16 protein-coding genes are annotated in these 21,747 nt (G+C 48.1%); 3 read left to right on the forward strand and 13 right to left on the reverse strand.

Annotation, left to right across the window (positions count from 1 at the left end; all coding sequences use genetic code 11):
* Nucleotides 1–157 precede the first annotated feature (157 nt).
* The 3 genes from C8275_RS09990 to lon are packed head-to-tail and all read right to left on the reverse strand — an operon-like array spanning nucleotide 158 to nucleotide 4,920.
* Nucleotides 158–1,282 carry an LptF/LptG family permease gene (locus C8275_RS09990; protein WP_022383973.1) on the reverse strand — a complete coding sequence of 375 codons (1,125 nt, stop codon included), beginning with the start codon at nucleotides 1,280–1,282 and terminating at the stop codon, nucleotides 158–160.
* 24 nt (nucleotides 1,283–1,306) lie between these two features.
* The gene (gene tgt, locus C8275_RS09995) at nucleotides 1,307–2,437 is read right to left on the reverse strand and encodes a tRNA guanosine(34) transglycosylase Tgt (RefSeq protein WP_106485008.1); all 1,131 of its coding nucleotides are present in this window, start codon (nucleotides 2,435–2,437) and stop codon (nucleotides 1,307–1,309) included.
* Nucleotides 2,434–4,920 carry an endopeptidase La gene (gene lon, locus C8275_RS10000; RefSeq protein ID WP_106485009.1) on the reverse strand — a complete coding sequence of 829 codons (2,487 nt, stop codon included), beginning with the start codon at nucleotides 4,918–4,920 and terminating at the stop codon, nucleotides 2,434–2,436. Before lon ends, tgt begins: the two co-directional genes overlap by 4 nt.
* Nucleotides 4,921–5,073: 153 nt before the next feature.
* Here lon and C8275_RS10005 point away from each other — a divergent pair, with 153 nt between their 5' ends.
* Complete coding sequence (locus tag C8275_RS10005; RefSeq protein WP_106625800.1) at nucleotides 5,074–5,790, forward strand: tRNA1(Val) (adenine(37)-N6)-methyltransferase; 717 nt, start codon at nucleotides 5,074–5,076, stop codon at nucleotides 5,788–5,790.
* 325 nt (nucleotides 5,791–6,115) lie between these two features.
* Here C8275_RS10005 and C8275_RS10010 read toward each other — a convergent pair whose 3' ends face one another.
* From C8275_RS10010 to C8275_RS10025, 4 genes are read right to left on the reverse strand one after another with little or no spacing between them, the layout of a single operon-like run.
* Nucleotides 6,116–7,132, reverse strand: coding sequence for a zinc-binding alcohol dehydrogenase family protein (locus C8275_RS10010; RefSeq protein WP_022383977.1), 1,017 nt, complete (start codon nucleotides 7,130–7,132; stop codon nucleotides 6,116–6,118).
* A gap of 21 nt (nucleotides 7,133–7,153) precedes the next feature.
* On the reverse strand, nucleotides 7,154–8,416 hold the full coding sequence (fucP, locus tag C8275_RS10015; protein ID WP_022383978.1) for an L-fucose:H+ symporter permease: 1,263 nt from the start codon (nucleotides 8,414–8,416) through the stop codon (nucleotides 7,154–7,156).
* 23 nt (nucleotides 8,417–8,439) lie between these two features.
* The gene (locus tag C8275_RS10020) at nucleotides 8,440–9,363 is read right to left on the reverse strand and encodes an amidohydrolase (protein ID WP_106485010.1); all 924 of its coding nucleotides are present in this window, start codon (nucleotides 9,361–9,363) and stop codon (nucleotides 8,440–8,442) included.
* Nucleotides 9,364–9,390: 27 nt separating this feature from the next.
* A complete protein-coding gene (locus tag C8275_RS10025; protein WP_106485011.1) occupies nucleotides 9,391–10,323 on the reverse strand; it encodes an aldo/keto reductase in 933 nt (310 codons plus the stop codon).
* A gap of 197 nt (nucleotides 10,324–10,520) precedes the next feature.
* Here C8275_RS10025 and C8275_RS10030 point away from each other — a divergent pair, with 197 nt between their 5' ends.
* The gene (locus C8275_RS10030) at nucleotides 10,521–10,997 is read left to right on the forward strand and encodes a hypothetical protein (RefSeq protein WP_022383981.1); all 477 of its coding nucleotides are present in this window, start codon (nucleotides 10,521–10,523) and stop codon (nucleotides 10,995–10,997) included.
* A gap of 102 nt (nucleotides 10,998–11,099) precedes the next feature.
* Here C8275_RS10030 and rmuC read toward each other — a convergent pair whose 3' ends face one another.
* The 4 genes from rmuC to C8275_RS10050 form a co-directional block, all read right to left on the reverse strand.
* Nucleotides 11,100–12,338 (reverse strand): DNA recombination protein RmuC, encoded by a 1,239-nt coding sequence (rmuC, locus tag C8275_RS10035; protein WP_106485013.1) that lies wholly within the window; start codon nucleotides 12,336–12,338, stop codon nucleotides 11,100–11,102.
* Nucleotides 12,338–13,873: a carbon-nitrogen hydrolase family protein gene (locus C8275_RS10040; protein WP_106485014.1), complete on the reverse strand. Its 1,536-nt coding sequence runs from the start codon at nucleotides 13,871–13,873 to the stop codon at nucleotides 12,338–12,340. Before C8275_RS10040 ends, rmuC begins: the two co-directional genes overlap by 1 nt.
* A gap of 70 nt (nucleotides 13,874–13,943) precedes the next feature.
* Nucleotides 13,944–15,116 carry an iron-containing alcohol dehydrogenase gene (locus tag C8275_RS10045; RefSeq protein WP_106485015.1) on the reverse strand — a complete coding sequence of 391 codons (1,173 nt, stop codon included), beginning with the start codon at nucleotides 15,114–15,116 and terminating at the stop codon, nucleotides 13,944–13,946.
* A 176-nt stretch (nucleotides 15,117–15,292) separates the two neighbouring features.
* Nucleotides 15,293–16,492, reverse strand: a complete 1,200-nt coding sequence (locus tag C8275_RS10050; protein WP_106485016.1) for a pyridoxal phosphate-dependent aminotransferase family protein — start codon at nucleotides 16,490–16,492, stop codon at nucleotides 15,293–15,295.
* A gap of 322 nt (nucleotides 16,493–16,814) precedes the next feature.
* On the opposite strand from C8275_RS10050, the gene C8275_RS10055 reads away from it, so the two are divergent.
* Nucleotides 16,815–17,855, forward strand: coding sequence for a diacylglycerol kinase family protein (locus C8275_RS10055; RefSeq protein WP_369861214.1), 1,041 nt, complete (start codon nucleotides 16,815–16,817; stop codon nucleotides 17,853–17,855).
* A 110-nt stretch (nucleotides 17,856–17,965) separates the two neighbouring features.
* On the opposite strand, the gene C8275_RS10060 is transcribed toward C8275_RS10055, so the two are convergent.
* Both C8275_RS10060 and gyrA read right to left on the reverse strand, forming a co-directional pair.
* Nucleotides 17,966–19,219, reverse strand: coding sequence for a tetratricopeptide repeat protein (locus C8275_RS10060; RefSeq protein ID WP_022384707.1), 1,254 nt, complete (start codon nucleotides 19,217–19,219; stop codon nucleotides 17,966–17,968).
* A gap of 20 nt (nucleotides 19,220–19,239) precedes the next feature.
* Nucleotides 19,240–21,741 carry a DNA gyrase subunit A gene (gene gyrA / locus C8275_RS10065; protein ID WP_106485018.1) on the reverse strand — a complete coding sequence of 834 codons (2,502 nt, stop codon included), beginning with the start codon at nucleotides 21,739–21,741 and terminating at the stop codon, nucleotides 19,240–19,242.
* Between the last annotated feature and the right edge of the window lie 6 nt (nucleotides 21,742–21,747).

The following is a 21,747-nucleotide window of genomic DNA, read 5'->3' on the forward strand; positions in this document are numbered from 1 at the left end:
TTCGAAAGATTTATGAAACACAAAGACACAGAGCTACAGAATCGGCTGTATCCATTCTGTCGCTTTGTGTCTCTGCATTCCTGATCATATACATTTATTACTAATTTGGCTGCAAATATACTTCATTTAGTGTGCTTCTCCAAATCATTGAACATGCCTATTTCGGAGCCTTCCGATAGAGATAAACCGCTATCCCGGCGTAGAGAACATTCGGAATCCAGACGGCGATAACGGGCGGAAGATTGGCATTGACAGCAAAAGTTGCCGAAATGGTCTGAAAGAGGATGTAGGAGAAACTGAGGGCCAGCCCGACACCCAAATGCAGTCCCATACCTCCCTTGGTCTTGCGTGAGGAGAGTGACAGACCGATTGTTGTCAGGATAAATGATGCGAATGACATGGCAATGCGCTTGTGATATTCAATCTCGAACTCCTTGATGTTGGCAAAGCCCCGCTCCTTCTGTCGTTGTACGTACGAACGCAGTTCAGGACTTGTCATGGTTTCCTGCTGGCCTTTGGAGATGAGAAAATCCCGTGGCTGAATATGCAGTACCGTATCCAGCTTCTCTCCGCGTGTGATAATTTCGCGAGTACCATCCAATTCACGTATCATGTAGTCACGCAACTGCCACTGTTCCTTGTTTGTACTGAGGGTATCATAGACAACCCGTCGGGCTGTGAGGTGAGACACCAGCTTCTTGTCTACAAACTTGTCCAGGGAGAAACGGTATCCGGTCTTGTTATAGTCCTCATAACGTTCAATATACGCGATGACACCATCTGCCACTTCCATCTGTACGTTATGCACATAGTCGACTTTCTTCTTCTTTTTATATTGGTCCTCAAAGTTCAGACGAATCTCACTTCCCTGGGGGATAATGAAAGCTCCCAGAAAGTAGGTCAGCACGGCAATGAGTCCGGCTGAAATCATGTATGGGCGCATGAGTCGCTTGAAACTCATTCCCGTAGAGAACATGGCTATGATTTCTGAGTTCTCGGCCAACTTGGAGGTAAAGAAAATGACAGAGATGAAAACGAACAACGGACTGAACAAGTTGGAAAAGTAAGGGATAAAGTTCAGATAATACTGGGTAATGATGGCATACCAAGAAGCTCCCTTATCTGTAAACTTGTCAAGATTCTCATTCATATCAAATACCACAGCAATTGATATGATGAGGGCAATGGCAAAGAAATAAGTGCCCAAAAACTTCTTGATGATATAGATATCAAGTCGCTTAAGCAGCCTCCCTTTGAAAATGTTTTTTAGTTGCAGTCGCATAGTCTCAGTGTAAAGAAGGATTAATTAGAGTCTGGTAGACAGCCGTTTCACCATGGTAGCCTTCCATGTGGAGAAATCTCCCGCAATGATGTGCCGACGGGCTTCGCCTACCAGCCACAAGTAGAAAGCCAGGTTGTGTATCGAAGCAATCTGCATGGCCAATAGCTCTTGTGCGTGGAACAGGTGACGCAAATAGGCTTTCGTATAGAGCGTGTCCACACGGGAAGCACCATCAGCCTCAATCGGTGAAAAGTCCATTTCCCATTTCTTGTTGCGCATGTTCATGATACCGTCTTTGGTAAACAGCATGGCATTACGTCCATTACGGGTTGGCATCACACAATCGAACATGTCCACACCGCGTTCGATGCCTTCAAGAATGTTGACAGGTGTCCCTACTCCCATCAGATAACGAGGCTTGTCAGTGGGCAGAATCTCATTGACAACCTCTATCATCTCATACATTTTCTCCGTCGGCTCTCCCACTGCCAATCCTCCGATAGCATTGCCGTCGCATTCCTTGGAAGCAACAAACTCGGCAGACTGACGCCGTAAATCCGGATAAACACAACCTTGCACAATGGGGAAAAGTGACTGTTGGTAACCGTACTTCGGCTCCGTCTCATTGAAACGGGTTATGCAACGGTCAAGCCACCGGTGCGTCAGGCCTAAAGACTTCTTGGCATAGGCATAATCGGAATTTCCCGGAGGACATTCATCGAATGCCATCATGATATCGGCGCCGATAACACGCTCGATGTCCATCACCTTTTCCGGCGTGAAGAAATGTTTCGAGCCGTCAATGTGTGAACGGAACTCTGCTCCTTCTTCACGCAATTTACGTATTCCGGAGAGGGAAAAGACCTGGAAGCCACCGCTGTCTGTCAGCATCGGACGGTCAAAGCCATTAAACTTGTGGAGGCCTCCGGCACGTTCGAGCACCTCCAGTCCAGGACGCAGATAGAGGTGATAGGTATTGCCCAGGATGATTTGCGCCTCAATGTCGTCCTTCAGTTCATACAGATGAACTCCCTTGACACTGCCCAGTGTACCAACAGGCATGAATATGGGGGTCTCAATCTGTCCGTGGGCAGTCGTGATTAGTCCGGCTCGTGCCTGACTCCGAGGGTCGGTATGTTGCAGTTCAAATTTCATTCGTCTTTCTTTGCTGGAGTAATGGTAAAATCAATGGCATCAGCCACCTTCTCATCGGTCAGTGCCAAACGGAACACCTCTTTCACATCCGTTACATAATGGAATGTAAGTCCCTTCAGGTATATGGCGGGAATCTCTTCAATATCCTTCCGGTTGTCGGAACAGAGGATAATCTCCTTGATTCCCGCACGCTTGGCAGCCAGAATCTTCTCCTTGATTCCACCAACAGGCAAGACACGTCCCCGCAGGGTGATCTCACCGGTCATGGCAAGATTGCTCTTTACCTTACGTTGGGTCAACGCGGATGCCAGGGAGGTCGCCATCGTGATGCCGGCCGACGGACCGTCCTTCGGGATTGCTCCCTCAGGCACGTGGACATGAATATTCCAATTTTCAAAGACTTCAGGGTCTATGCCGAGCAGCGGTGCATGCGCCTTGATGTACTCCAAAGCCAACATGGCTGACTCTTTCATGACATCACCCAGGTTACCGGTCAGCGTAAGACGTCCGCCTTTACCACGGCTGACGCTGGTTTCCACGAACAGGATTTCTCCACCTACTGCAGTCCATGCCAAGCCAGTAACAACACCGGCATAGTCATTCCCCTGATACTTGTCACGGGTATATTCCGGAGCTCCCAAAAGCTCTTTCAGGTTGGCGGGCTTCACCTCTGCCATCGGATAGGAACCATGAGTCGCATAGCTGCGCACCAGTTTACGGAAGACCTTGCTGATTTTCTTTTCCAGTTCACGCACTCCGGACTCGCGGGTATATGATTCAATGATTGCTTCAATGGTAGCCTTGGGCAACTTCACTGCATGTTGCTTGTCCATGCCCACGTTCTCCATCTCTTTGGGAATCAGGTGACGGCGTGCAATCTCTATCTTCTCTTCCGTGATATACCCACTCACTTCAATCAGCTCCATACGGTCAAGCAAGGGAGCCGGAATGGTGTTCAGGTTATTTGCCGTAGCGATGAACATCACTTTCGACAAATCGTAATCTATATCCAGGAAGTTGTCATGGAAAGCATTGTTCTGTTCCGGGTCCAAGACCTCCAATAGAGCCGACGACGGGTCTCCATTGACGGTAGCCTGACTCACTTTGTCTATCTCGTCCAGGATAAACACGGGGTTGGATGAGCCTGCCTTCATCAGGTTCTTGATAATACGACCCGGCATCGCACCAATATACGTACGCCGGTGACCGCGAATCTCAGACTCATCATGGAGTCCTCCCAAGGACACACGCACATACTTACGTCCAAGGGCTGCGGCAATGGAACGTCCGAGCGAAGTCTTTCCGACTCCCGGAGGACCATACAGGCAAATGATGGGCGACTTCAAGTCACCGCGCAGTTTCAGGACAGCGAGATGCTCCAGGATACGCTCCTTCACCTTCTCCAGTCCGTAGTGGTCCTTGTTCAGCACCTTCTCTGCGTGCGACAGGTTCAGATTGTCGGTCGTATATTCATTCCAGGGGAGACTGAGCAGAGTCTCCAGGTAATTGAGTTGCACATTGTAATCCGGAGACTGCGGATTGGTGCGTTCCAACTTGGACAATTCCCGTTCAAACGCACGGCGGACTTCCTCATTCCATTTCTTTTTGGAGGCTCGTTGCTGCAATTCGGCCAGGTCCTGGTCCTGCGGATTACCCCCCAGCTCATCCTGAATGTTCTTCATCTGCTGCTGGAGGAAGTATTCTCGCTGTTGCTGGTCCAGGTCTTCCTTGGTACGCATCTGAATGTTGGCCTTCAGCTCGGCAAGCTTCACCTCACGCTTCAGATAACCCAAGAGACGGTAAGCACGGTCCTGCAAAGAATCTTCCTTGAGCAGTTGTTCCTTCTCCTCCACACTCAGTGGCAGATTGGCACAGATGAAGTTGATAAGGAACATCTGGCTGTTGATGTTCTTGATTGCAAAAGCTGCTTCAGCCTGTATGTTATCGGCATTCTTGATGAACTGCACGGTAAGGTCCTTGCAAGTATCCACCAGCACCTTGAACTCCATGTCTCCTTTTTCAGGGAAGCTCTCTTGCAGCTGGCTGACTGTGCCGAGCAGGAAATTCTCTTTGGGAGCATCATGCACTTCCAGCAGTTGGAAACGCTGCATACCTTGCAGAATGACGGTGGTTGTCTGGTCTGGCATTTCGAACACACGCACAATCTTTGCTACAACGCCTATGGGATACAAGTCTTCCAGTCCCGGACGCTCCACCTCGGGACGCAGCTGACACACCGCACCGATGGTCTTTCCTTTCTTGTATGCATGGTCTATAAGACGGAGAGAGGACTTACGTCCTATGGCAACGGGAAGCACTACTCCCGGGAACAACACCATATTGCGTAGCGGCAAAATAGGCAGGCACTTATCAATCTCTTCCTCAAACAATTGTTCTTCATTACCATCAAAATCGGCAATCAGAGAAAACGAACTTTCCTGTTCGTGAGTGTCGTCCAATTCGCTAAATCTTCTTTTAATCATTGTTCGTCTTGTCAAGTGTTTTAATATGCGCCTTTCACATAAGCGCAAAGTGGTTGCAAATTTACGTATACTTTCAAAGAAGGGCAACTCTTTGATGAAGAATTAAGAATGATGAACAAATATATTGAAATGTATTTTATCTTTGCAGACATTATGTCCAACTCCTATTTCCAATTCAAACAATTCACAGTGTTTCATGACCGGTGTGCCATGAAAGTCGGGACCGATGGTGTGTTACTGGGTGCCTGGACACGGACGGGACAGGGCTGCTCCATACTCGACATCGGTACGGGGACGGGGCTGATTGCTCTCATCCTGGCACAACGGGTTCCCGACGCCCGTATCACAGCGGTTGAGCTGGACCGGGAAGCTGCCTTGCAGGCGGCGGAGAATGTCCGGAACAGTCCTTGGGCTGCACGCATCGAGGTCGTGGAAGCCGACATACGGCAGTATGCCACCCGGGTATCCCACCCGTTCGACATCATCGTATCCAACCCTCCCTTCTTCAACAGTTCGCTGCACAGCCCCTCGGAAGCACGCACCCAGGCACGACACACGGACAGCCTCTCCTACGCAGAACTGCTGCAAGGTGTGTGCCTGCTACTGGCTGACGGAGGGGAATTTTCTGTCATCATCCCGTCCGATTCCGCTACGGACTTTATTGTGAATGCAGCGGGGAAAGGGCTCTATCTGCATCGCCGCACCAACGTACGCACCTTGAGTCGGGCGCAACCCAAGCGGGTGCTGCTGGCTTTCGGCAAGTCTGTTCCGGCGGAAGTCATAACGGACGAACTGGTCATCGCTACCCAACCGGGGATTTACACAGAAGCCTACCGGGACCTCACCCAAGATTTATACCTGGACAAATAAAAAGACACGGAAGTACAGCCATCCTCCATCCGAACAGGAACAAGGGGGAACTACTGTACTTCCGTGTCTTTATTGCGAGGACTGCCGTCCAAAGGCAGGCTTATACCTTCTCCATATAGGGGAACAGCTCGATACAAGCCCGGCTTATACAGACCTAAGTATTATACTTAGGCTGCCAAAGTATAATACTTAGGGGGTCTAAGTATAATACTTTGGTCCATTAAAGCGGCACTTATACAAAATAAAGCCCGGCACTTGACCGGGCTTATCCTATGCTTGTCCGCGAGGGACAGCAAGGCCTTTGTATCAATCCTGTTCCGTCCGTTTAAAACTTCACGAGCACACGGAACACCTTTGCCGGGGCTGCCGCCCAATCCTGCATGGCCTTCAATGCTCCTTCCGGTTCTGCCACACAGCTGACAAGCTTGTCTACCGGGCATACGCCTTGGCGCATGTAACGGATCACGGCACGGAAATCTTCAGGCAAAGCGTTGCGCGAGCCGCGGATATCCAGTTCCTTCTGTACAAAGTACTTTGTCTGGAACGACACTTCCGACTTGGCATAACCGATGCATACAACCCGTCCGGTAAATGCCACCTCGTTCACTGCCGTCACGTATGTCACGGGGCTGCCGACTGCCTCGATGACTACATCGGGACCGGCTCCGTCGGTGATGGCTTGCAGACGGGCGTGTACATCCTCCGTCTTGGAATTGATGGTATAGGCTGCGCCCAGCTCCTTTGCCAACGCAAGCTTCTCATCATCCAGGTCTACCGCAATCACGGTAGCGCCGCGCAGCGAAGCACGGACAATGGCTCCCACACCAATCATGCCACAACCGATCACCATGACCGTGTCGATGTCGGTCACCTGACCACGTGACACGGCATGGAAACCAACGCTCATCGGCTCAATCAATGCGCAGTCGCGCGGTGAGATGCCTTCCGCTGGAATAATCTTTGTCCAGGGGACAGCCAGGTACTCGCGCATGGCTCCGTCACGTTGCACGCCCAACGTCTCGTTGTGCTGACAGGCATTGGCACGATGATTGCGGCACGAAGGACATTTCTCACAATTGGTATAAGGATTGATGGTAACCACCATGCCCGGCTTCAAGGTGTCGGGTACATCAGCACCGACTTCGGCAATCACGGCTCCAATCTCATGACCGGGGATGACCGGCATCTTCACCATCGGATTACGTCCGAGGAAGGTGTTGAGGTCCGAACCACAGAAACCTACATAACTGAGTTTTACCAATACTTCACCGGACTTGAGCACCGGCTTTTCAATGTCAACCACCTGCATTTCTTCAGTGGCTGTAATCTTTACTGCTTTCATTTTGTTCGTATGAATATGTGTTCAGTCAATTACTTTATAACCCTTCCATCCGTAATAGGCACAGAAGGCAAAACAAACGAGAGGCACGAGATACGCCGTATAGTAAACGGCAGGATTGACGTGCATGAAATAGGCCGTCAGCTGAGGCAGACAGGCATTTCCCACAATGGCCATCACAAGGAAAGCCGACCCGCTCTTCGTGTCTGCTCCCAGGTCTTTCAACGCCAGCGAGAACTGCGTCGGATACATGATGGACATGAAGAAGGAGATTGCCAGCATGGCATAAAGCCCAACAGTTCCTCCGTTGCAGACTACCACCAGGCACAAAACCACATTGGCAAGTGCATACACCAGCAGCATGTCCTGCGGACGGAAACGCACCATCAGCAGCGTGCCGACCCATCGGCCGACCAGGAACGCCAGCATGTAGAATCCGAAGAAGGTCGTAGCCACGTCTTCCGACAACCCTGCGTACGTGCAGCAATAGACCAGGAACAGGCTGTTGATAGCCGTCTGTCCGCCATTGTAGAAGAATTGGGCTATGACTCCCCAACGCAGGTGCGAACGGCGGAGCACCTTGAAGTTTATCAGCTTCTCTTTCCTGTCGGTCACCTCGCCCTCCACATGGTCTCCCTCCTTGATTTTAGGCAGACGGGAGAAGACAAAGACCACGGCAATCACGATGAGCAGGGCTGCCAGGATGAGGTAAGGCAGTTTCATAGAGTCGGTCTCCATCTGAATATATCCTTCCCATCCGCCGGGATAGTCCAGCGGAAGTGTCTCCCGGGTATAGGTGTCACCGCTCAGCACGAGTTTACTCAGGAACATGGCTGCAATGAAGGCACCCAGTCCGTTGAACGACTGTGCCAGGTTCAGCCGACGCGGCGCTGTCGCCGGGTCACCGAGAGCGGTCACATAGGGGTTGGCAGCCGTCTCAAGGAAGCACATACCCGTGGCGATAATGAAGAAGATGCCCAGATAGGCCCAATATTCCTTGATCATGGCAGCCGGTATGAACAGCAAACCACCGCAGGCAGCCAGCACCAGTCCGAAGATGATGCCCGACTTATAGCTGTAGCGCTTCATGTACATCGCTATGGGAATGGGGAAAATGAAGTAAGCCAACCAGTAGAACGTCTCCGTGAACGAAGCTTCGAACGTGTTCAGCTCACAGGTCTTCATCAGCTGCCGTATCATGGTAGGCAGCAGGTTGCTGCTGATGGCCCACAGGAAGAAGAGGCAGAAGATGAGTGACAAAGGGATTAGATATGTATTCTTTTTCATGTGCGTTGTGTTTGCGTAAACGTTTACTCAGACATATTCTTGATGTAAGGCAAATTGACCAGCCGCTTGAAGCCGTAGAAGCGTTCTGCATTGCGGCCCAGGAACAAGGCTTTGTCTTCTTCCGTCAGCTCGTCCGATTTCAGGACAAAGTCATACGACATCCGATAGGTAATAGCCGTGATGGTACGCGGATAGTCCGAGCCCCACATCAGTTTGTCCATCCCCACCAGGTCCGCAGCCTCGCGAATGGCACGGACAGCCCCCCGGAAAGGATAGAATTCACTGTTAAACAACCAGGTGATGCCTCCGGATTCAATCATGACTCCGGGATGACGCGCCAGCTTGATTTGTTCGGTCCACCCATCGGTGGTCACCATTCCGAAATGTCCGATTGCGATACGCAGGCGGGGACATTCGGTAATCACTTCCTTCATCTCTCCGACCTGTGTCTCCCCGTCCGCCATATCAATGGACAACAGGACATCGTTGTCCTCCATCAGGTGGAACATCGCCATCATTTCCGGTGAGTTCAACATGACTCTCCCTTCCGGAAGAAGCAGGCGATGGGCAGGTATTTTAATGGCTTTAAAACCCTGTTCAATCAGCCGACGGGCTTCCTCCAGGAAACCGGGACGGCGGAACTCGCACATGCCGCACACAAAGAAGCGGTCCGGATAGCGCGTCACAACGTCCCAAAGGTAATCGTTCTGTATGCCGTCAATGAACTCCTGTGTCACCACAGCTGCCGACACTTGGGCATAATCCATGTTGGAGAGGAAGACTTCCGCACTGTTCCGTCCATCAATCATGAACGGTGGCAACATCTGACGTATCTCCCCCATGAACTCCGAACGTCCATTCTCCAACGTACGAATGGGAAGCCCATTCACCACGGTGTCCTGCTTGAGCCACAAGTGGGAATGAGCATCTATAATCTTAAAATCCATCGATTTCCAGTTTTAGATTCGCAAAAGTTATGAGTTAGCCCAGCCTACCCGCTTCTGGTCTCCAATGATGTCCTGCACCTCTTTCACCAGTTCCCAGTCAATAGGCTCTTCCACATAAGCGATGTTTTTCAAGACATTGTCGGGATTGGCAGAGCTGAACAGTGTCGTCGCGATTCGGGGATTGCTTACCGCATACTGCACAGCCAGTTTCTCGATGGGATAGCCTTTTGCCTCACAATGTTCAGTCGCACGCCGGCAAGCCTCCACCAGTGCCTTGGGTGCCGGATGCCAAGCCGGTACGCCACGTTTGGACAACAAACCCATGGAGAAAGGCGATGCATTGATGATGCCGATGCCTTTGCCTTCAAAGTAATCGAAGTAATCGGTCAAGAGGTCATCGTTCAGGCAATAATGGCAGAAGCACAGGACACTCTCCACCGTACCTTCCGGCACCCGGTCGATGACAAACTGGAGGTTCTCCGGTTGCAGGTCGGTGATACCCACATGCTTCACCACTCCCTCATCGCGCAACTCACAAAGAGCCGGCAAGGTCTCATTGATTACTTGGAACATGTTGGAGAACTCCACATCATGCACATTAATCAAGTCTATATAGTCGATGTGCAGACGCTCCAAGCTCTCATATACACTCTCCTTGGCACGTTGTGCTGAATAGTTCCACAGGTTGACCCCATCCTTTCCATAACGTCCGACCTTTGTCGAGAGATAATATTTCTTCCGGTCAATATGCTGCAAGGCCTTTCCCAGGACCGTCTCAGCTTTATAATGACCATAATAGGGAGAAACATCGATGAAGTTCATTCCTTTATCTACCGCCGTATATACAGCTTCCAAGGCTCTGCCTTCGTTGATTTCATGGAACACGCCACCCAGAGAAGATGCGCCAAAACTCAGACTCGACACCTTCATGCCGGTCTTACCGATTTCATTGTATTTCATAGTCCTTGATATATTAGGGTTATATTTACACACAAAAGTACGCGATTTGAAGGTATGCTCCATAGTTCCCCACTATTTATTTGTCTTTTTTTTCAAAAAGGCGTAGCTTTGGCATCGGATAATGCATCCTAACCTGTCTGTCCGAGACGTGAAAGGATACCTTACCCTTAACAATTCATCAAAAGAACATTACAACTATGAAAAAATGGATTTTATCGGCAGCCTTGTTGCTTTCTGCCAGTTACATGCAGGGGCAGGAAGTATTCAACACCTTGTTGGAGAAGGCCTCACATGTGGTTAACACAAACGATGTGAATGACTACAATACGAAAATAAACTACTTCTATTTCACTGCGCTCAACTACATGAAGTCACAGGCCAAGCCTGAAAATGCTGCACAATATAAGATTCTCGACGACCAGGCTTTAGCCATGCAGGCCTATGTCACGGACTTCATTGCCTGGATGAGCCAGACCAAGGATACCGAGTTGCGTCGCAAGGGAATCGAACTGTTCATCACAACCAGTGCGGAACATCCGTTCTTCAACGATAAAGATGTCGAGACCATTGGCTCGTTTATCAATGACCCCAACTACATTACCCCATTCAGTCTTGACACGGACTGGGTAACCGCCTTGAAGGAAGTAAAAAAGGGACTCAGCAAACTGAAGTAACACTCAGCACCAGCCATCCAATAAAAGATGCCCGCTCTGGACTGCCACGGGAAGTTTCCAACAATCTTCTTCCCCCAGCTCCGCCAGAACGGGCATCTTCATTTACTCTATCAGGTCGTTTTCCGTCTTTTCCATCACCGTCGGAGGAATATCCTTCTTCGGTGTCAAGCCCAGTTCCTTCAGCTTATGGAAGCTCACGATGATATTTCCATTGCCACGAGCCAAGGTCCCAAAGGCCTGATCGTACTGACGGCGTGTATCATCCAGTTGCTTGCCAAGCTTCTCAAATGCCGTTACAAAACTGACAAACTTCTCGTAAAGCAAATTGCCACGCCGAATGATTTCCTCCACATTGCGTGTCTGCCTTTCGCTCTGCCACAAGTTGTAAGCCAGCTGAAGAGCCATCATCAGGTTGGACGGACTGATCAGGATAATCCGCTTCTTATAGGCATAGTTCAGCAAATCCCGATCTTTCTCCAGCGCCGCTATGTATGCCCCCTCGTTCGGAACGAACATAAGCACATAGCCTATGGAATCCTTCACGACCTTCGAATAGTCTTTCCCTGCCAGCTCGTTGATATGTTCACGCATCGACAGCAGATGGGCGGACAATGCCTGAGCCTGTTCGTCAGGACTGACAGCGTTGATGTAATTCACGTAGGCCGTAAATGACACCTTAGAGTCGATAATCACACTGCGCTTCTCAGGAAAACGGACTATGACATCGGGACGCACATTGCGTCCATCTTCCGTGATGCAGTTCTCCTGGATGAAATATTCCTCGCCACGCCTCAGACCGGACTCCTCCAGCATCCGCTCCAGAATCATCTCGCCCCAGTCTCCCTGCACCTTTGGATTGGCCTTTAACGCCTTCGTCAGGTTTACGGCATCCTCTCCTATCCGCTCGGCTTTCTCCATCAGGTTGCGGATGGCATGTTCGACCGACTCCTTCTGCTGCACCCCCGCAATGCGTCCTTCCACCACGGACTTGCCAAGTTGCTCGATATTCTCTTTCAACGGCGTAAGTACAGCAGTCAGCTGTTCGACGTTGGCTTGCTTGAGCGAAGCCGTCTTTGCTTCGAGCAGTTCGTTGGCCAGATTACGGAACTCCGACTTCATCACCTCCGCCTGTTGCCGCCGTTCTTCCTCTGCCTGTTTCAGTAGCCGGGCATCCTGTTCGCTCTGCACGCGCATCGCTTCAGCCACAGCCTGCAGACGTGCCTGTTCCCGCTCTGCCAGAGACAAGGCTGTCTGCAACTGACGGGACTTGGCACGTTCAATAAACAGACCGATCAAGATGCCTAAAGCCAGTCCGCACACCAATGCCAATAAAGTGACCATCACACTTTCATCTTCACTTTGAGTTCATACAAGTCGCTACGCCGGTCACGCAGGTTGCGGACACTTCCGTAGGTATGAAGTTCACTCAAAAGGTCAAGGTCAACATCCGAGACAAGAATCATCTCCGTATTCGGAGTAGCCTCAGCACGGCGTCCGTCGGTCGGGAACGCAAAGTCGCATGGCGTAAACACGCCGGACTGGGCATACTGGATATCCATATTGTGTACACGCGGCAGATTGCCCACACTACCAGCTATTGCAACGAAGCATTCATTCTCAATGGCACGTGCCTGAGCACAGATGCGGACTCGGGAATAGCCGTTCTGCGTGTCGGTCAGGAAGGGAACAAACAGAATCTGCATGCCTTGGTCTGCCATGATACGCGACAACTCAGGAAATTCCACATCGTAACATATCAGCACGCCAATCTTGGCACAATCCGTGTCAAAGGTCTTCACCATTTTTCCACCGCTCAAGCCCCAACTCTTAATCTCGTCCGGAGTCACGTGAACCTTTTCATACATCTCATAACTACCATCCCGCCGGCACAGAAAACCAACATTGTAAAGCGAGCCGTCTTCCTTAATATAAGGCATACTGCCGGTAATGATATTGATATTATAGCTGATTGCCAGATTAATAAAGCGTTCCCGCACTTCCTCGGTATACTTGGCAAGCGCACGGATGGACTGCGCCTCCCCCATGTGGTTGTATTTCGCCATGAGAGGAGCGTTGAAATATTCCGGGAAAAGGACGAAATCGCTCTTGTAGTCCGAGACGGCATCCACGAAGAATTCAACCTGTTCAAAGACATCATCCAATGTATTATAGGAACGCATCTGCCACTGCACCAGTCCAATACGGACAGTTGTCTTCTTGTCTACATAGTCCTGCGTAGGCGGCTGGTAATAAATGTTGTCCCATTGCAACAAGGTCGCGCAATGTTTTGACTCTTCATCGTTGGGCAGATAGTTCTTCATGACCCGACGTACATGGAAGTCATTGGAAAGCTGGAAGGTCAGCACCGGATCATAAATTTCACGTGAACGTACTTTCTCTATGTACTCTTTCGGACGCATGTGGTCAGCATACTTATGATAGTTAGGTATGCGTCCGCCAAACATGATAGCCTTCAGATTCAGCTTCTCACAAAGCTCCTTCCGGTACTCATACATACGGCGCGCCAAGCGCAATCCCCGATAATCCGGATGGATGAAGACCTCAATACCATAAAGGATGTTCCCTTTCGGATTGTGTGTATTAAAGGTCTCATTGCCGGTCACCTTGGCATACGTATGATCTCCTTTCACCATGTCATAATCAACGATGATTGACAGTGCACAGCCCACAATCTTGTCATCAACCACTGTCACTACCTGCCCTTCAGGAAAGATTGTGATGAGTTTCTTGATTTGCTCCCGTGTCCAAAACACATCCTTATCGGCATAGACACGCGTAAACGATTGTGCCAACTGGGCATAATCTTCCATTTGGAGGTTACGTACCTCCACCTTATTTATATGTAGTGTTTCCATCTTGTGTTTGTTTATGCAAATTATCTAAATAGAGTCCGACCTACTTATACCCGGTCACTCAAAGTCCCCCTTAAAGAGCCTGTTCATAAATTTCCCGGGTCTCTTTACGTCCCAAGCGTACGTAACATCCGACCTGCTCCCCTTTATTGGCATGCAGGTGCTCCACCAACAACTCAATATCCGGATGTTCTACACCCAACTGGGCGAAATTGACAGGCATGCCAATGGAAGTAAAGAAAGACTTCAAACGTGCCACACCTTCCAAAGCCATCGCCTTCAGGTCTTCAGAAACCGGGACATCCCAGACACGAGCCGCATACTGAGCGACTTTCTCGACATGATGCGAAGCCATCCAAGTAAGCCAGGCCGGGAATATCACAGCCAATCCTGCTCCGTGAGTGACATTATATAAAGCGCTGATCTCGTGTTCCATGAAATGAGAAGCCCAGTCCTCTTCATTGCCCACACCACAGGTTCCATTGTGTGCAATCATGCCACTCCACATGATATTGGCACGTGCTCCATAATCCTTTGGATCAGCCATGACACGAGGTGCTTCGGTAATAATGGCTTTCAGAGTACCTTCACACAAGCGGTCCGCAATCTCGGTATCAGCAGTATTTGTGAAATAACGTTCCATGATGTGTGCCATCATGTCTACAATACCTGCTGCCGTCTGATAGGGCGGAAGCGTGAATGTCAGTTCAGGATTCATGATAGAAAAGCGAGGACGCAACAGTTCGGGAGCACGCAGACTCATCTTCTGCAGGGTGCTGACTTTGGTTATGACAGAGTTGCCCGAGCCTTCGCTACCGGCTGCCGGGATTGTCAACACGACCGCTACCTTTAAGGCGGAGCTTACAGTAGCCTTCTGAATGTAGAAATCCCAGAAATCACCTTCATAAGGCACTCCGGCAGCAATTGCTTTCGCCGTATCAATGACAGAGCCGCCACCTACAGCGAGCACGAAGTCCACGCCTTCACGACGGCAAAGGTCTATACCCTCATAAACCTTGGTATCAATAGGGTTGGGTTGCACTCCGCCCAGTTCGAGACAGGGTATCCCTGTTTGCGCCAATGTCTGCTTCACGCGTTCCAAAAGTCCGCTACGCACGACTGAGCCGCCTCCATATACAATGAGTACTTTGGAAGCACCGTATTTACGCACCAGTTCACCAGTCTGCATCTCTGTACCCTTCCCGAAGACAAATTCGGTAGGGCTATAAAATGTAAAATTGTTCATACTGTACTATGTTTTCTAATTCTTATTACTTCATTTCAAGTATCTCCCCCCAGCATCTTATCTAACATCCAGGGCCTAGAAAATCGTAACGCGGATGACTCGGACCGTTTTACAGTTCCGCATCATCCGCGTCTTTATTTTACTTGAGAGCTACGCCGAATAGAGGCAGAGCTTCGTTACTTTTCAGGATTCAAAGGTATATCGAGTGCCTTGAAGCATTTTACCAGCTTCTCAATAGCAATGTCCACCTGCTCCTTTGTATGGGTAGCCATCAGAGAGAAACGAATCAATGTGTCATTGGGCGAGCAAGCCGGTGGAACTACCGGATTGACAAATACTCCTTCTTCAAACAGCATCGTAGTCACTTGGAAGGTCTTATCCATATCACGTACATAAAGCGGAATAATAGGAGTCGACGTATTGCCTATTTCGAAGCCAAGCTGACGGAAGCTTGTCAGCGCATAGTTCGTTACATCCCATAAATGTTGGATGCGTTCGGGCTCAGTCTTCATGATGTGAAGAGCTGCCCGGGCAGCAGCAGTCGCTGCAGGCGTATTACTTGCGCTGAAAATATACGAACGAGAATTGTGACGGAGGTAGTTGATGACCGAAGCATCGGAAGCGATGAAACCACCGATTGCAGCAAGCGATTTGCTGAAGGTACCCATAATGAGATCCACATCATCGGTTACTCCAAAGTGGTCACAAGTTCCCCGACCTTGACGTCCCAGTACACCCAGTCCGTGTGCTTCGTCGACCATAATGCTTGCATTGTATTTCTTCTTCAGACGTACGATCTCAGGCAGATTTGCCATATCACCTTCCATGCTGAACACGCCATCTACTACAATCAACTTAACGGAGTCCGGATTACATTTCTGCAATTCACGTTCCAAGTCCTCCATATCATTGTGCTTAAATTTTGCAGCTGTAGAAAATGACAGACGTCGTCCCTCCACGATAGAGGCGTGGTCAAGTTCATCACACAAGATGTAGTCATTACGTCCGGTCACGCATGACACGACTCCCAAGTTTACCTGGAAACCCGTTGAATAGATAATAGCCTCTTCCTTACCGACAAACTCAGCCAATTCCTTTTCCAAAGCCAAGTGGAGATCCAATGTACCATTGAGGAAACGTGAGCCGGCACAGCCTGTACCATATTTTCGTGTCGCTTCGACAGCCGCCTCAATAACCTTTGGATGGTTTGTCAACCCCAGATAAGAGTTTGAACCAAACATCAAGACTTTGTGACCGCTCATCATCACCTCCGTGTTCTGCCCACTTTCAATACACCTAAAGTAAGGATATACGCCCTTTGCCATAATTTGCTGCGGCAGGTCATATTTCGCTAATTTGTCTTGTAATAATCCCATATTCTTTTTTACCTGTAAGCCTCGTGCTTACGTTGTTCTGTTTTTCTTAAATATTCCGATTCGTTTTTTAAGAAATTCTGCTTATAGTCTTAAAAACAGGGGGCAAAGATAAGAAAAATATAAATCCGTGGAAGTCCTTCATCGGTTTTTTTCCAAAAAGTTATCGTTTTTACAAGAGTGAGGTATCTTGTCAAGATAAACTGACACTCCAATGTAACAATGCAACCTTTTCAGGACAAACGTCCTTGCCTGCTATTGCTTTTTTACATACCTTTGTCACTCAATTCGTCAAAACATAGGAAACATAGAATCAAGGGATAACATCATGGAGAAACAGAGAATAACATTCATCGTCAATCCTATATCCGGGACTCAAAGCAAGAAGTCTATCCTGGAGATGATTGACAAATATGTGGACCGCAATAAATATGATTTTGAGGTTACTCCCACTCAGTTTGCCGGACATGCCATTGAATTGGCATCCATTGCAGCCGCCGAAGGAGCTTTCATGGTCGTTGCCATCGGAGGCGATGGCACCATCAATGAGATTGGCCGTTCCCTGGTCCATACAAAAACAGCTTTGGGTATCATACCCTGTGGTTCCGGAAACGGATTGGCACGACATTTGCAAATTCCCATGGATCCCAAACGGGCAATTGATATCATCAACATGGGTGTAACCAGTTGTGTGGACTATGGAAAAATCAATGATATCCCTTTTTTCTGTACTTGCGGAGTGGGCTTTGATGCTTTCGTCAGCATGAAGTTTGCCAAATCCGGTAGAAGAGGCATGCTTACCTATTTGGAAAACATGCTTCACGAAAGTCTTACCTACAAACCGGAAACGTATGATATCGAACTAAGCAATGAGGCTGAAATCAAACATCTGAAAGCTTATCTTATCGCCTGTGCCAATGCATCCCAATACGGGAACAATGCTTATATTGCTCCACAAGCTTCCCTACACGACGGACTGCTTGATGTGACTATCTTGGAACCATTTACCGTCCTTGATGTACCAGCCCTTTCCTTCCAATTGTTCAATCGCACTATTGATCAGAATAGCCGTATTAAAACATACCGATGCAAGCAACTCCATATCCACCGTGCGAAAGAAGGGGTTATTCACTTTGATGGCGACCCCATCATGGCTGGTCGTGACATCACAGTGGAAGTAATTCCCAAGTCTCTGAACCTGGTGATTAACCCCAACAAACGTCGTCGCAGACGCCCCGAATCGCTCTTGCAAATAGTAAGCGACTACATTGTCGACGTGAATGCTATTCGAGAGAATATACAGCAACGGAATAAAAAATGGCTGGAGTTAAACCGCGACTTGCTCCGTAAATTATCCAAGCGATAAATTCAAAAATGAAATACGAAGTATTGTTACATATTTCCTTCACAATCACTCCTATAAAAATAAAGGGTTGCGACATGCAACCCTTTATTTTTATTTCAGGGAACCAGCAATTACATCTGCATCAATTTCTCGATTTCTTTAAATTCTTCACCCATATTCAATTTGTAGTAGATGGTATACAAACCATTACCCCACAAATCCTTTTTGTCCGGAGCCAATTGACGTGCCTTCTCATAATAGGGTCTGGCATCTTCATAGAACTTCTTAATCTTGGCCTGCTCCTCCTGATATTTCGGATCATCAATATCAGACACCGCTTTTTCGCCGAACTCAATAGCCTGCTGGCAATAGCACAAACCTAAGTTTGAGTAAGCTTCAACATAGTCAGGCTTCAATTCGATAGCCTGCTTATAAGCAGCAATTGCCTTATCATACTCCTTCATGTTCTGGTAAAGATACCCTTTTACGTACTGATAGAAATCCGAATTACCATTCTTTGCAATCATGTCATCGGCAAATTTCACAGCCTCGGCATATTTACCAGCATTGGAACAATAGTCAATATAGTTGCCAAAGAAATAAGAGTGTGCGGGGAAACGCTGTACACCGTCCTGCAAAGTAGCTACCCATTGAGCTGTATCACCCAAAGCCTTGTAAGCACCAGCTTTGAACTCAAGAGCAAACTTACCATTTTCTTTATCGTTTGAGGCAAGGTCTGCATACTTCAATACGTTCTGGTAGCTGGCTTTAGCAGCATCCTTATTATTATTCTGATCAGCTTCCTGCGCCATCTTCGTTGCAGCCAATGCCGTATAATAAGCAATGGTAGGCATCATGCTGTCAGTAGCCGCAATATTAGCCTCCTTCAACATCGGATATTCAGCAGAATCAATATACATACTAAAATACTTATATGCTTCGGCATCATTTCCATTGTTAAAGTAAAGCACACCACCGTTAATCAGATTCGGACGATTCTGTTGCATCGTGGCGGCATTTGCCTTACGATATCTGATTTTTACTTTGCCTTTCTCGTTGGGGATCTGCTCCAACTCATCACACTTGTTGAAGAACTCAAACATCTTATACGTGCTGTTGTACATCTTCACAGTGTCAAAGGGCTGTTTCAAGTAAGCCTTGGTATTTTCTTCTTCGTTGATTTTTTGCTGGACGTAACCTGCCACGTTCCACGTATTGGCATCATCTTTGGTCTCAGCGTTTTCCAAGGCTTGATTAATCAATTGCTCAGCTTCTGCAAACTTCTTTGCATCTGCCTGGCGCTTGGCTTCTTTTACTGCTTTGGTCTGCCCGAAAGCAACACATGAAGCCATCACTAATGCTACGGAAAATAATACTTTCTTCATAATTGTTTGATAATTAATAGTTATTCAGTGATATCTGTATTCTCGTCATCTACAAGTTCAACTCCTTCTTCATCTGTTTCGGAGTTCACCTTACAAACGGAAGCTATCTGGTCATTACGCTTCTCCAGATTAATCAATCGCACACCCTGAGTAGCACGTCCCATAATACGTACATCAGCCACCTTCAGGCGGATCGTAATGCCCGACTTATTGATTATCATCAAGTCGTTTTCATCAGTGACTGATTTGATGGCAACCAATTTTCCAGTCTTATCAGTAATGTTAAGTGTCTTCACACCCTTTCCTCCACGATTTGTAATACGATAATCTTCTATATCAGAACGCTTACCATATCCTTGCTCAGAAACAACCATAATTGATTCCTTCTCAGGATCTTTAATACAAATCATACCAATCACCTCATCACTACCATCTTCATCAAGAGTGATACCGCGTACACCGGTAGCAGTACGTCCCATTACACGAACAGCGCTTTCGTGGAACCGGATAGCACGACCATTGCGATTTGCTATGATAATCTCATTGTCACCGTTCGTCATACGTACTTCAATCACGCGATCATCGTCAACGATATTAATAGCATTCACACCATTCTGACGGGGACGGGAATATTGTTCCAGACAAGTCTTTTTGATTGTTCCCTTTTGGGTGCAGAATAGCAAGTAGTGATTATTGATGTATTCCTCATCATTCAGCGTCTTCACACGAATGAAAGCTGTCACCATGTCGTCAGGGTCAATATTGAGAAGATTTTGAATAGCTCTTCCCTTCGAGTTCTTAGACCCTTCAGGGATTTCATAAACCTTGAGCCAATAACATCTTCCCTTTTGGGTGAAGAACAGCATCGTATTATGCATCGTTGCCGGATAGATGTTCTCCACGAAGTCGGTATCACGCGTGTCACTGCCCTTCGCTCCCACTCCTCCACGGTTCTGAGCCCGGAATTCAGAGAGAGGTGTACGCTTGATATACCCCAAATGAGAAATTGTGATAACCATTTCATCGTCTGCATAGAAGTCTTCCGGATTAAATTCTTCCGAAGCATAAACAATCTCTGAACGACGTTCATCACCATACTTCTCTTTTACTTCAATCAGCTCGTCCTTGATAACCTTACGGCACATTTCATCATCCGACAGGATACTTTCGAAGTAAGCTATCTGGCGTTTAATTTCCTCATATTCTGCATGAAGCTGGTCTTGTAACAGTCCGGTTAGCTGACGCAAGCGCATTTCCACAATAGCACGCGCCTGTATTTCACTTAATCCAAACCGTTCCATCAAGTTCGCGATAGCATCATTCGGAGTTTTTGCAGCCCGAATAATACGTATCACCTCATCAATATTATCAGAGGCAATGATTAAGCCCTCTAAAATATGTGCTCTTTCCTGTGCCTTACGGAGATCAAACCTCGTACGACGAATGACTACCTCATGGCGGTGTTCAACAAAATATTTGATACAATCCTTCAGGCTCAGTGTCTTGGGACGTCCATGGACCAAAGCAATACAGTTGACACTGAACGAAGTTTGCAGGGCTGTCATTTTAAACAGCTTGTTCAGAACAATGCTGGCATTGGCATCACGCTTCACATCGATGACAATACGCATGCCTTCACGGTCAGACTCATCATTAATATTGGAAATACCATCGATCTTTTTATCGCCGACCATCTCTGCAATGCTCTTGATAAGTTCTGCCTTATTGACATTATAAGGTATCTCGCTTACCACAATCTTGTCATGTGTGTCACCAGTCTCAATTTCAGCCTTTGCACGCATCACGACACGTCCGCGTCCAGTCTCATAAGCTTCGCGGACACCATTTATACCATATATATATCCTCCCGTCGGAAAATCAGGAGCTTTTACATATTGCATCAGACCTGCCGTGTCAATATCATTATTATCGATATAAGCTACACAAGCATCAATTACCTCCGAAAGATTGTGAGGAGGAATATTAGTTGCCATACCTACCGCAATACCCGAAGCTCCATTAATAAGCAACTGAGGAATACGAGTCGGCATAACAGTCGGTTCTTGTAAGGTATCGTCAAAGTTATTCTGAAAGTCTACAGTCTCTTTGTAAAGGTCTTGCATCATTTCCTCACCCAGCTTCTTCAAGCGGGCCTCGGTATAACGCATCGCCGCAGGGCTGTCACCGTCGACCGAACCAAAGTTTCCTTGTCCATCGACCAATGGATAACGCATCGCCCAATCCTGAGCCATGCGAACCAAAGCCCCATATACTGAGGAATCGCCATGAGGGTGATATTTACCAAGGACCTCACCGACGATTCTGGCTGATTTTTTATAAGGTTTATCAGAGGTGTTGCCTAGCTCCATCATACCATATAAAATACGACGGTGCACAGGCTTAAAGCCGTCACGAACATCGGGAAGAGCACGTGCCACAATGACTGACATAGAATAGTCTATGTAAGAGGTTTTCATCTCCTCCTCAATGTTAATTTTTATAATCCTATCTTGTTCAAGCATTTAATA

The organism is Bacteroides sp. Marseille-P3684 (assembly GCF_900291465.1).
Classification (GTDB): Bacteria; Bacteroidota; Bacteroidia; order Bacteroidales; family Bacteroidaceae; genus Phocaeicola_A.